Genomic DNA, 12515 nt, shown 5'->3' with positions numbered 1-12515 from the left:
CGTTATTTTGGCCTTTTGACCTTACCTACCATTAACAATTTTTCCAAACCTGGTGCCTGCTGACTGATTAAGCGTGTGATAATCTCATGATCATCAATAAACTGCTGTGCATGCTCTCTTGCAGTCTCTAAAGCTACTTGTACATCAGAGACACTGCCTGTAAATTTCACTTGTACAACCACCGGAATAGAGGCCTTATCTCCAGTTGCCGGATTGCTGCAATCCATAGCGGCTATTTCCACATTGGCCGCCTTACAAGCCTGATCCATGGCACTTAATGCTACACTATAGCCCAGTACTTCCAGAAGTCCAACTGCTTGTGTCATGGCGTTCACCTACCCTCTAATATTCAAACCGCCATTAGCGATAACTGTTCGACGCTGCCTTGTATATGTTCTGGCCGATGTAATACCTTCTCCTGTCGGCCCTGCAATGGTCATTGTCGCAAATCCTTCTCCATGAAAACCAACACCAGCTAGCGAAGAAGCATTGTTCACAAAAATAGTTGTACCGACTGCTTGGGCAAATGCCGTTACATTTCCAATGTGATTGGAGTGAATCACAGCTGTATGGCGATTGTTATGTTCTGCTTGAACTGCCTTCTCGATTGCCTCGTCAATGGATTGCACACGAACAACCGGCAGGATAGGCATCAATTGTTCCAATTGAACAAATGGATGATCGGCATCTGTCTCACACAAAAGTAGCGGTGTCTGCACATTACGAATACCTATGTTAGCTAAGATTGCGGAGGCATCTTTCCCAACCCATTCCTTAGAAACAAGGTAGCTTCTTGACAAGTAAGAACAACCTCCTGGAATACCCTGCGTATTCTCCTTCAAAGTGAATTTCATCACGTCATCCAATTGCTGCGGTGACAACATATGTGCACCTTCTGCCATCAACTCAAACAAAAGATCATCGGCGACGCTTTCTACCACAAATACTTCTTTTTCACCAATACAGAGAATATTATTGTCAAATGAAGCTCCTTCAATAATAGATTTAGCTGCTTGCTTAAGGTCAGCCGTTTCATCTACTATTACCGGCGGATTTCCAGCACCGGCACCTACTGCCTTTTTGCCTGACTTTAATAAATTTTTCACCATGCCCGGACCGCCTGTACCGACTAATAAACGAACCTGTTGGTGATTGGCAATTTCTTGTACAGTTTCAATGGTTGGTTCTTTGACCATCGTCAGCAAGTGAGCTGGACCTCCAGCTTGAACAACTGTGTCATTCAATAAGGCAATCATTTCCTGTGATATGTTCTTAGCAGAAGGGTGAACATTAAACACAACGGCGTTTCCTGCTGCTAACATGGAGATTCCATTATTGACGATTGTATCTAATGGATTAGTTACCGGCGTTACTGCACCAATTACACCATAAGGCGTCTGTTCGACAAAGGTTAGACCATTATCTCCACTGAAAGTCTCCGTTGTCAAAATCTCTGTACCAGGTGTTTTTTCTGCTGCTAATATAAGCTTTTGCTCTTTATCTGCACGATTGCCGATCTTCGTTTCCTTTAAAGTTGCTTCTGCAAAATAAGCTGCCTTAGCTGTAACAGCTTCTCGTATGGCCTCGATCACACGGTTACGGTCTTCTATTTTATAATCCTTCACCCACTGTTTTTGTGCTTGCCCCGCCGCTTCCACTGCCTCATTTACTCGCTCGAATACACCGGCAGGAAGGTGGGTATAGGAAGGACTAGTAAAGTTACTAGCAGCTGGCTCAGATGCCATGGAGAACTGCTTTAGCTTCATTGGTGCAGGCTGTGATGGTAACGGCTTACTGTTGACTGCTGATTCGACATTTTTCACTACTGCATCCACAATCCGCTGAATATCCTGTTCATTTAGTTCCATCTAGACTCTTCCCCCTTGCTGTAAATGGTCCAGTACTCGTTTCGTTACCTTCTCGACAATTTCTTGAATAATAGCTTCCTTTGATGCTGTCGCTGGTGCCGGCTGATTGGAAATATCACATGGCGGTACTCCGCCGGTCTTAATTCCCATCTTGTTCCGCATATCTACTAAATCTGAAATTTGATTACAGTTTAACTCATTAGCCTTGTTTAATATATTGGTAGAATACGTGAGCATCAATGCATAATGTTCTAACGATTCCATACGATAATAGGCTTCTATTAAATCGCGGCCCCATGTTAACGCCCCATGATTAGCTAATAAAACAGCATGGTGATCTTTGATAAATGGTGTAATAGAATCTGGCACCTCTTCTGTACTTGGTGTGGCATATGGAGCCACAGGTACTCTTCCCAGCAGGACTACCGCCTCTGGCGAAACTGGTTTCTCCAGGTTAATTCCAGCAATTGCATAAGATGTAGCAATCGGAGGGTGGGCATGTACAACTGCATTTGTTTCCGGACTTTCTCGGTAAACACGCAGATGCATTTTAACTTCTGAAGAAGGTTTGTTTTTACCCGCAATAACCTTACCGTCTAAGTCCATCTTCACCATCATATCTGGTGTCATAAATCCTTTACTGACTCCTGTCGGTGTAGTCCAAATCGTATTCGACCCAACACGGACGGAAATATTTCCATCATTGGCTGCAACAAAGTTTTTTTGGTAGACACGTTTACCTATTTCACAAATTAATTTCTTTGCCTCAAAATCACTATAGTACTTTTTTTGATACAAAACGTTGTCCCTCCTTCTCGTCGATGTTAATCTTCAAATAGTTGAGCCAAATTCTCTTCGTATGACGGCTTGACAATGCCTCGTTCTGTAATAATAGCTGTAATAAGCGAATGATCTGTCACATCAAAGGCAGGGTTGTATGTTTTTACCCCTTCTGGTGCCATTGGTTCGCTGTACCATTTCGTCTTGATTTCCTCTTCCGGACGGAGTTCGATTTCAATATCGGCTCCCGTCTTTGTTTGCAAATCAATGGTCGACATTGGTGCACAGACATAGAAAGGTATACCATAATGCTTCGCCAAAATGGCAACACCTGACGTCCCAATCTTATTAGCGGCGTCACCATTGGCAGCGACTCGGTCACAACCAACCAAGACGGCTTGGACTTTTCCCTGACTCATGACAATCGACGCCATATTATCGCAAATCAAGGTCACATCAATACCTGCCTGGTCTAATTCCCAAGCGGTTAATCGCGCCCCTTGCAATAAAGGTCTTGTCTCATCCGCATATACTTTGAAATTATAGCCTTGTTCTTGGCCTAAATACAAAGGTGCTAATGCAGTCCCGTATTTCGCCGTAGCAATTGTTCCAGCATTACAGTGGGTTAGGATGCCAGCCTCAGGTTCCAATAAAGTCAAGGCATGGCGGCCTATTGCTTCACATACCTCTTGATCTTCTTTCTTAATCAAATCGGCTTCTTCTTTTAATGCCTGCTTGATTTGATCAATAGACATCCCTTTTACTTCTTCCAGCTTCTTCTCCATTCGGTCAAGCGCCCAGAACAGATTAACTGCCGTCGGACGTGAAGAGGCCAGTTTTTCCTTTGCTTGCTGGAATTCTTGATAAAAAGCATCATAATCTGCTGCTTGACTTTTCTTCGTTACAATATATATGCCATAAGCAGCTGCAATTCCAATCGCAGGTGCTCCTCGTACTTTCAACTCATAAATAGCATCCCAAACATCGTCAACTGTTTGCAGCTGTAAATATTCTTTCTTATTTGGCAATTGGGTTTGATCTAGTAAAGTAATCGCATCGTTGGCATCATCCAGCTTCACGGATTCAATTATCGTCACATGTTCTGTCATTTGGCTCAGCTCCTTTATTGAAATGACGATTTCACTAATGCGACAAAATCTTCGCCATCCTTGAAAGTTTCTCGTTGTAAAATAAATTGTTTAGCAGCTCGGAGACACCTCTCTTCTGCTTGCTGCCGGGCTGCTTCATCCTCAATGGATGTAATATCAATGACTTGAGCCAGCCCGATAATTCGGCGGCATAACTCCAAACCTGCAACAGCTGCCGTGTCTGCTAAAATACTGTCTAAATAAGCTGCTTGAAAACCTTTATAGGTAGCAACCTGTTCTATTTCAGACTGACTCCAGATGCGATTGAATTTTTCTTTAAATAAATCAATCACGTCCTTGATAGTTGTCAGTAGATAATTTGTAAATACATGGCGCTCTTTTTCATCCTCAATCTCTGCTTTCCCATTGGCATAAGCAAAGATTAAGTTGGCAATCAGATTGCCGATATCATAGCCAGCCGGGCCATAAAAGGCAAACTCAGGATCAATGACTTTGGTACTGTCTTCTTTAATAAAGATCGACCCTGTATGTAAGTCCCCATGGATCAGTGATTGTGCCTTTGTCATAAAATCAAACTTTAATTTGGCAGTTTCCAATTGGAGCTGCTCATCCTGCCAGATTTCTTTCTCAATAAACGGTCTAGTAGCAGGAAATACTTCATTGCGTTCACAATCGTAGAATGGTTCTGTATAAACTAGATCCTCACTAATTTCACACAATTCCGGATTAATAAAAGTTTTCACCAATTCCTTCTTTTCCTTATGATTCATCACTACATCAGAAGTTAACAATAAAGTATTGGCCATAAAGGTTGTAATATGATCGGCAAAGTCCGGAAATACTTGATGCTTAACTAAGGCATTCCTCATAATTTCATGATCAGAGAGGTCTTCCATGGCAAAGCAGTTCATAATTGGATCATATTGATAAGTCTTTGGCGTATGTTCTGGTACATACTGATATTGAATTTTTAAAATATCACTTTCAATCCGATTGCGATCTGGCGAAACCTTAAATTCATCAGAGATTCTTGCCACCGGTCCTGCCTGTTTTAAAATAATAGAATCCTTATGTTTATGATCTACAATCCGGAAGACATAGTTAAGGTTGCCATCCCCTATTTCTTTACATGATAATTCGGCATCCGGCTGAAAATAATTGAGTCTCTTTATTGCATATTCCTTTGCTTGCTCTTCATTCATGGTAAAATATTCGGTTGAAAAATCTGTCATTTTACTTACCTCCTATTTCGACTTGTGTAAAAATATATTTGGGCTTTTATCTATGCGTTAAACTGCTATATGATTGGTACTATTTCATTTTGTAGTAGGTAATAGCTAATGCTAATGCAAAGACGCCGCCTTTGACGATATCCATGGCATAATACGGCACAGACATCATCACCAAGCCATTAGCTAAAATACCAATTAACACTGCCCCTACAAATGTTCCAAACGCATTTGGCTTACCAGCCCCCATCACTGACAGACCGATAAAAGCTGCCGCCACGGCATCCATAAGGTAATCACTACCTGCATTGATCTCTGCCTGCATAACCCGAGAAGCAAGGATAATACCACCCAAAGCCGCTAATAAGGCAGATAAGACATAAGCAAGCACCTTATATTTATTAACAGGAATACCAGATAATCTAGCTGCTTCCTCATTCCCGCCAATCACGTACATATAGCGGCCATGTTTAGTATAGGTGAGGAAAATATGTGCGATTATCACGACTACAAACATAATAATGATGATATAAGGTGCCTGTCCTAACAGAGAAAAAACCTTAGAAATGGTTCCTTCTGAGTAACTCCCGTCAGGCATGATCATATTCGGAGAAATGGTTGCACTTCGTGTATATGTCAATGCCACTCCCTGGATGACAAACATCATGGCCAGAGTCAGCAGCATGTCGGGAATCTTCATTTTCACAATCAGAAAAGAGTTCAACAAACCGACTAAGGCAGCTGCCAAGAGTGCTGAAATAATAGCAACAAACGTATTTTGCGAATACCAAACAAACATCGAAATAACCACAGCATTGGCTAGGGAAGCTACTGATCCTATCGACAGGTCAAAACCATTAACCGATAAGGAGATCGTTAAACCAACGGCAATAATAGTTACAATCGATATTGAGCGCAAAATATTCTCCACATTACTCCATTGTAAAAAGGATGGATTCGCAATCGAAAATACAATAATCAAAACAATGATCGTCAGAATTGTTCCATATTTATATAGGAATTGGAAAAAATCAAAGCTTACCTTCGACCCTTTTGGAGAAGATGGCTGGTTTGAGCTGTCTAAATTGGCACTCATGAATCCCTTCCCCCTGTCGAATAGAATAATAGTTCTTCCTCTGTCGTTTTTCTCGTTTCCACTTCTTTGACAACCTTTCCGTCATATATTAAGTAGGTGCGATCTGTGATTCCGATAATCTCTGCTAATTCACTGGAGGCATAGATTATCGCCTTCCCCCTTTTGGCCAATTCTAATATAAGTGTAAAAATATCTTTTTTCGATCCGACATCTACTCCTTTTGTAGGTTCATCAAAGATGTAGACATCTGCATCAGCAATCAGCCATTTCCCAATCGCTATTTTTTGTTGATTACCACCTGAAAGATATGCAAGCTTTGTTTCGATGGATGGTGTTTTCACATCTAAGTCTTTTACCACCTTATGCGAGGCTTCTTTCTCCTTCTTAAAATCTAAAAAGGATAAGACCCGCACAAAAGAACCTAGATTCGCCGCCGTTAAATTTGTTCTAACATTCTCGTCAACGAGAATGCCCTCTTTCCGGCGCTCTTCCGGAACTAAGGCCAACCCTGATTTCACTGCTTGATGCGGTGTACGTATGTTCAAGGGCTTTCCGTGCAGCTTTACTTTTCCTCGCACATGGTTTGCCTGTCCAAAAAGTGCCTTACAAATCTCTGTCTTTCCAGCTCCTACTAGGCCTGCCAAACCAATAACTTCACCTGCGTGAACATGAAAAGTGACGTCTTCTACCTTTTCATCATCACACAAATGTTCCACTTCAAAAATGGTTTGGTGGATTTCTCTATCAATGACAGGGAACTGTTCGTCTAATTGTTTTCCGAGCATTTTTTCTACAATATCATTGATAGTAACTTCCGAAATATTATTCTGGCTAATAAACCGGCCATTACGCATAACGGTAATATCATCACAAATTTCAAATAATTCCTGAAGGCGGTGTGAAATAAAAATAACCCCTACATTATTATCTCGCAATTGACGAACAATGTCGAACAATCTTTCTGTTTCCGTCATACTGAGTGGTGCAGTCGGTTCATCAAGAATCAAAAAACGGCAATCGGTTGAGATAGCTCTTGCAATTAACACCATTTGTTTTTCTGCCAATGTTAAGGAACTGACTAAACTGCGAGATGAAACTTGAATATTCAGCCTGTCTAAAAGTTTCTTCGCCTGTTGATGAATAGCAGAATAACGAATTAACTGCTTCCTGCCCATTTCATTCACCATATGATTCAGCATAATATTCTCACCAACCGTTAAATAGGGGATTAATGCTGTATCCACCTCTTGATAGACAATTTGAATGCCCAATCCCTTTGACTTTTGTGGTGAACGAATATCTACAGGCTGTCCATCCAGAAGAATCTCTCCCGTATAATGTGAATACGCACCAGACAGAACCTTCATCAATGTAGATTTCCCTGCTCCATTTGCACCGATTAAGGCATGCACCCTTCCAGTGTCCATAGCAAATTGAGCATTATCCAATGCCCGTACTCCAGGGAAATCAATCGTTATATTATGCATTTGAAGTGCTGTTTCTGCCAATGTCATCACATACCTCTCTATCTTTTTTCATACCGCTGCCGCCTGTAAGATGTTTAAAGAAATTAGCAGGACAGGAAGCTAGTCTCCATGACTACCCTCCCATCCCTATTTTTTAGTTAGAATTACTGTCTTTTAAGGTTGTCATCCAATCTTCTAGGAATTGGTCTGATTCACCCCAGCCATCTACTACGTCTGCTAATGTTTCCATATTCACGTCTGCCTCAGATGCATTAAGCTCTTCTTGAGAAATCATAAAGGCATCCAATGTAGCTGTTTCTGGTGTTTCTTCACCAGCAAATTTCTTCGCAAGTAATCGGACATTCACCGAACCAATTACTTTTGGATCAACGGCTGCCGTGTATTTCCATGGACTGCCTTCTTCTTGCATTAACTGAAGATCGGCATTAGACACATCAATACCATAAATATCAATATCTTCTCTGCCAGCTTCTTTCAAAGCACGAGCGGCACCAACAGCAAACGCATCCCATGTTGCAAAAATAGCGTCTAATTCACCTTCAGGCAACTCTGTTAACCAAGCTCCTACTGCCTCTTGTGATTTCGTTTGCGGATCTTGTGCATCACCAAAACGCTTCACTTCCTCGATACCTGGATTATCAGCCAATACCTCTTCATAGACTGCATTACGCTTCACCATTGGTGGGAATCCATCTACCCAAAGATAGCCAATATTGCTTTCCGGGTGCTCCTCTACCAATTTCTCTAAGGCTAACTTGGCCAACTCCTCATCATTTTGCGATGTAAGTGTTACACCATCCACTTCCAAGGCACCTTCATTCGTATCAAAAGCAACTACTTCTATATCGTTGTTTCTTGCTTGTTCAATTAATTCTACAGTTCGGTCATCATCACCATGCGAGATCACTAATCCATCATACCCTTGGTTGATTGCCATCGATAACGTATCATGGAAATTAGCAGTGTCACCATTTGCCGTATACGTATCTACTTCCATACCAAGTGCTTGAGCTTCTTGCTGAGCACCTGCTAAGAATTGTTGTGTATGATCATCCCCGCCAATTTTACGGATAATCATAATCTTTAGTGGATCATCCGCCTGGAATGCCTCAGGTACACCTTCTAAGTTTGTCTCGCCTGAAGATGCTTCCGTATTATCTGCGGAACCCTCCGTTCCCTCATCTTGGCCACAAGCTGCCAACAAAAGCAAAATACTTGCAGCAACAACTAATAAAAACCAATTTCTCTTTTTCACCCTAATTAACCCCCTATATTTTTATATGATAAACATATCTCTTTGATATGCCTTATCCGTCCTAAATACGTTTGCTCTGCAGTTGTTTAATCACTTCTGCTGTTAAGCGTTCTACCATCTCTTCTGTCGTCGACTGGCTCGCTGAATCGGAATAAGACGAGTCTGTTGCCTTTTGAAGCGATTCATCCAAGTCACTAAATAAATCATCGATATTCTCCAAACCAACAGAAAGACGTACCAAATCTTCACTCACACCTGTTTCTTCTAACTCTTCCTTAGTCAGTTGCAAATGAGTAGTTGTAGCCGGATGGATAATCAAACTCTTCGCATCCCCTACATTTGCCAAATGTGACCAGAGTTTCATATTATTAATTAGTTTACTGCCTGCTTCTCTGCCCCCTTTAATGCCGAATACAACCATGGAACCAAATCCATGCTCCAGGTGTTCTTTGGCATATGAATGAGAAGGGTGGCTGGCAAGCCCTGGGTAAGTGACCCAGCTTACAGCAGGGTGTTGCACTAAACGAGTTGCCAGCTCCATGGCATTATCGTTATGGCGCTGTACACGTAAGTTTAATGTTTCAAGACCTTGTAACAGTTGAAATGCATTAAACGGACTTAAACAAGCACCTAAGTCACGTAGTAATTGCACACGCAATTTTGTCGCAAAAGCAATATCTCCAAAGTCTTTCGCATACACGAGACCATTATAGCTTCGATCGGGCTCGGTAAAACCAGAAAACTTTGGCTGGTTCCAATCAAACTTCCCGCCATCTACTACAATGCCTCCAATTGATGTCCCATGTCCGCCAATCCATTTTGTTGCAGAATGTACAACAATATCTGCGCCTTGTTCAATAGGACGGCATACATAAGGAGTGGCAAACGTATTATCAATAATTAGCGGAACAGACGATTCGTGAGCAATCTTCGCCACAGCTGGTATATCTAACACATGTAAACCCGGATTTCCGATTGTTTCAGCAAAGACAGCCTTTGTTTTGTGATTAATTGCCCGACGAAAATTATCAGGATCGGTTGGATCAACAAAACGAACATTGATACCATATCGAGGTAATGTAATGGAAAATAAGTTATACGTTCCTCCGTAGATATTTGTGGCAGCTACGATTTCATCTCCGGCAGAGGCGATATTTAATATAGAAAGTGCGATTCCTGCCATACCTGAAGCAGTAGCGACTCCGGCTACGCCATTTTCCAATAAGGCCATTCTTTTCTCAAAAACGTCTACTGTCGGATTCATCATTCGACTATATATATTGCCCTCTTCTTGCAGTGAAAAAAGCTTTTCTGCATGTTCTGTATCTTCAAAGACGTAAGAAGTTGTTTGATAGATAGGAACCGCACGAGAACCGGTTGCCGGATCAGGTACTTGCCCTCCATGTAATAATAATGTTTCTAGATGTTTATCCATGTATGATCGAACCTCCAAAATAACATATGATATGTCCAGTACTCTCCATTATACTATGAAACACTACTATTCTACTATCGATTTTTAGAATTTTCCGTAGAATTATTTATTGTGTTTGTTTATAAGAGAAAATGAAGTATTAATTTAATCAGCCATTCATCACAGGAGGTTAGCACAATGGTAAATAACTTCTTTCTCTAACCGTATTTTTATATAATAGAAAACAAATACATACTAACATCACTGCTGATTAGTCTATGTATTTATATCAAAATGAGGAGGTTTTTTCATGCCCTATCAGTATTTTGAAAAAATTCGACAACTATTCGACATAGTGGAAAAACAGGAAAAGGAGAAAATAGAGCAGGCAGTAGCTTTATTAACTGATGCTATCTTAGCAAAGAAATCTATCTTTGCCTTTGGCGCTAGTCATGCGGGTATTATTGCTCAAGAATTATATTATCGAGCAGGTGGACTAATCAGCATCAATCCTATTTTTGCCAAAGATCTGCAGTTAGACGTAGAACCTATCAGCTATACTAGTAAAATGGAGCGTTTAGCTGGATATGGCACACTACTGGCAGAGAAGACCCCAATGAAAAAAGGAGACGTGCTGATTCTTCACTCTGTGTCTGGCCGAAATTCAGTTACTATTGACTTGGCAATAGCCGCTCAAGAACTAGGTGTTCATGTTATTTGCATAACTAACTTAAACTATTCCAAACAGATTACTTCCCGGCATCCATCTGGTAAAAATCTCTATCAATGCAGTGATATAGTAATTGACAATCATGGGGATGTAGGTGATGCAGCTTGTACCATAGACGGTTTAAATCAGAAAGTAGCACCCTCATCTACCGTAATCGGAGCTGCTATTGTCAATACAATTGTAGCCGAAACGGTGGAGCGCCTTGTACAGCATGGTATAGATACTCCTCCCATCTTCTACAGTGCTAATATAGATGGGGGAGATGAGAAGAATCTTGCATTATATGAAAAATACAAAGATACGATTCACTATCGTTTTTAGAAAATTAAGGGGAGTACGTACTCTCCTTTTTTATGCCTGTGAAAAATCCTCAAACAATCTGAAGGCCTATATAGAAATTTACTGCTTAGCACCTAGCCGACACACGACTGTGTAATTGATTTAATGGATTGGTTTTAACAAATTGATCGTATCTTCTAATGGATCTCCAACAAAGTAAGGTGTCTGTGAATCAAAATGTAAAGGGTTTATGGTCTGCACCTCCTTTATTTAGCAAAATATTAATCATCCATAGATAAAATGGAATAGATTCAGTATAAACAAGTAATAATTGTTTATAAATAAATATACCCACTTTTCATTGTATTTTATTTCCCTAGACACAATTCATTGTATAATGCACCCTAGAAAGGGAGAATAGAATGGTAATATTTCAAAACAGGCTTCGATATCTTAGAGAAGAGCATGGCATCAAACAAGAAGACATGGCTAAAAAATTAAATATCTCAACTAGTGCTTACGGATATTATGAGCAGGGCAGAAATGAACCTTCCTTGGACTCTATCAAAAAAATGGCCGATATATTTGATGTGTCCGTTGATTATTTATTAGGTATTATTGATACGAAAAAGCATCCCTTTAAACTGTCTAATGAGATAGCACTATCTCACGAAGACTTGGAAACAGTGTTATTATTAAAAAAACTGCAGCTGCTAGATGATATGCGTACTGCACCAACTGAACAAGTAAGCCGGCTAAACAGACTTTGGCTTTTTATCAAAAATGAGATAAATTTAGAAAAAAACTCAGAATCGGAATAATTAATTATTTCGCAGTCTGGGTTTTTTTACTGCTTAATTCCTCTTTAATATGCTTCAGACTAATACTAGTCTCCTGCATTTCTACTAAGGCTAGCACACTCAATAAATCTATTGCTGCATCGCGCTTGGTATAGACTTCGTCATCCAACAAAAAATGGATTGTTTGCAATAATTGCAGCTCGATATCAACTAGGACTTGCTTGGAATGAAGCTGATCAACAATCGTATAGCTAGTTAATGGTTTAATCAATGGTACCACTCCTATTGATGAATTTTATTATCTTTTGCAAAAGTAAATGGAAAGGTTTGTCTAGCACTAAGCTGAATGGTATGGAAGTGTTGGAGAGGTGATAATTTCCCTGAAATATGTAATGACTTACTTAGGAAAAGACAGAATGATGAAAGACCGAAGTTGTAGATCCTGTTAACCAAACAGAACATTTGTTC

General features: G+C 40.5%; 12 protein-coding genes. 2 read left to right on the top strand and 10 right to left on the bottom strand.

Annotation, left to right across the window (positions count from 1 at the left end; translation table 11 throughout):
* Positions 1 to 2: 2 nt before the first annotated feature.
* The 9 genes from JOD18_RS10125 to JOD18_RS10085 form a co-directional block, all read right to left on the bottom strand.
* Entirely contained in the window at positions 3 to 326 is a 324-nt protein-coding gene (locus JOD18_RS10125; RefSeq protein WP_204668909.1) for a BMC domain-containing protein, read from the bottom strand.
* A gap of 9 nt (positions 327 to 335) precedes the next feature.
* Positions 336 to 1868, bottom strand: a complete 1533-nt coding sequence (locus JOD18_RS10120; RefSeq protein ID WP_204668908.1) for an aldehyde dehydrogenase family protein — start codon at positions 1866 to 1868, stop codon at positions 336 to 338.
* Positions 1869 to 2666: a class II aldolase/adducin family protein gene (locus JOD18_RS10115; protein ID WP_204668907.1), complete on the bottom strand. Its 798-nt coding sequence runs from the start codon at positions 2664 to 2666 to the stop codon at positions 1869 to 1871. It lies immediately after the preceding gene.
* Between the two features lie 26 nt (positions 2667 to 2692).
* The gene (mtnA, locus tag JOD18_RS10110) at positions 2693 to 3757 is read right to left on the bottom strand and encodes an S-methyl-5-thioribose-1-phosphate isomerase (protein WP_204668906.1); all 1065 of its coding nucleotides are present in this window, start codon (positions 3755 to 3757) and stop codon (positions 2693 to 2695) included.
* A gap of 14 nt (positions 3758 to 3771) precedes the next feature.
* Positions 3772 to 4989, bottom strand: coding sequence for an S-methyl-5-thioribose kinase (gene mtnK, locus JOD18_RS10105; RefSeq protein WP_204668905.1), 1218 nt, complete (start codon positions 4987 to 4989; stop codon positions 3772 to 3774).
* Positions 4990 to 5068: 79 nt separating this feature from the next.
* Positions 5069 to 6082 carry an ABC transporter permease gene (locus JOD18_RS10100; RefSeq protein ID WP_204668904.1) on the bottom strand — a complete coding sequence of 338 codons (1014 nt, stop codon included), beginning with the start codon at positions 6080 to 6082 and terminating at the stop codon, positions 5069 to 5071.
* A complete protein-coding gene (locus tag JOD18_RS10095) occupies positions 6079 to 7596 on the bottom strand; it encodes a sugar ABC transporter ATP-binding protein (protein WP_239588048.1) in 1518 nt (505 codons plus the stop codon). The genes JOD18_RS10100 and JOD18_RS10095 overlap by 4 nt, the downstream gene beginning before the upstream one ends.
* A 106-nt stretch (positions 7597 to 7702) precedes the next feature.
* Positions 7703 to 8824, bottom strand: a complete 1122-nt coding sequence (locus tag JOD18_RS10090; RefSeq protein ID WP_338029518.1) for a sugar ABC transporter substrate-binding protein — start codon at positions 8822 to 8824, stop codon at positions 7703 to 7705.
* Between the two features lie 61 nt (positions 8825 to 8885).
* Complete coding sequence (locus tag JOD18_RS10085; RefSeq protein WP_204668903.1) at positions 8886 to 10259, bottom strand: PLP-dependent transferase; 1374 nt, start codon at positions 10257 to 10259, stop codon at positions 8886 to 8888.
* Positions 10260 to 10548: 289 nt separating this feature from the next.
* On the opposite strand from JOD18_RS10085, the gene JOD18_RS10080 reads away from it, so the two are divergent.
* The gene (locus tag JOD18_RS10080) at positions 10549 to 11289 is read left to right on the top strand and encodes an SIS domain-containing protein (RefSeq protein WP_204668902.1); all 741 of its coding nucleotides are present in this window, start codon (positions 10549 to 10551) and stop codon (positions 11287 to 11289) included.
* Positions 11290 to 11669: 380 nt separating this feature from the next.
* On the top strand, positions 11670 to 12068 hold the full coding sequence (locus JOD18_RS10075; RefSeq protein WP_204668901.1) for a helix-turn-helix domain-containing protein: 399 nt from the start codon (positions 11670 to 11672) through the stop codon (positions 12066 to 12068).
* A 4-nt stretch (positions 12069 to 12072) separates the two neighbouring features.
* Here the strand turns inward: JOD18_RS10075 and JOD18_RS10070 are convergent, their stop codons facing one another.
* Positions 12073 to 12318 (bottom strand): hypothetical protein, encoded by a 246-nt coding sequence (locus tag JOD18_RS10070; protein ID WP_204668900.1) that lies wholly within the window; start codon positions 12316 to 12318, stop codon positions 12073 to 12075.
* Between the last annotated feature and the right edge of the window lie 197 nt (positions 12319 to 12515).

Source organism: Gracilibacillus alcaliphilus, assembly GCF_016909015.1.
Lineage (GTDB): Bacteria > Bacillota > Bacilli > Bacillales > Amphibacillaceae > Gracilibacillus > Gracilibacillus alcaliphilus.
This window is presented reverse-complemented; position numbering and strand designations above follow the sequence as displayed.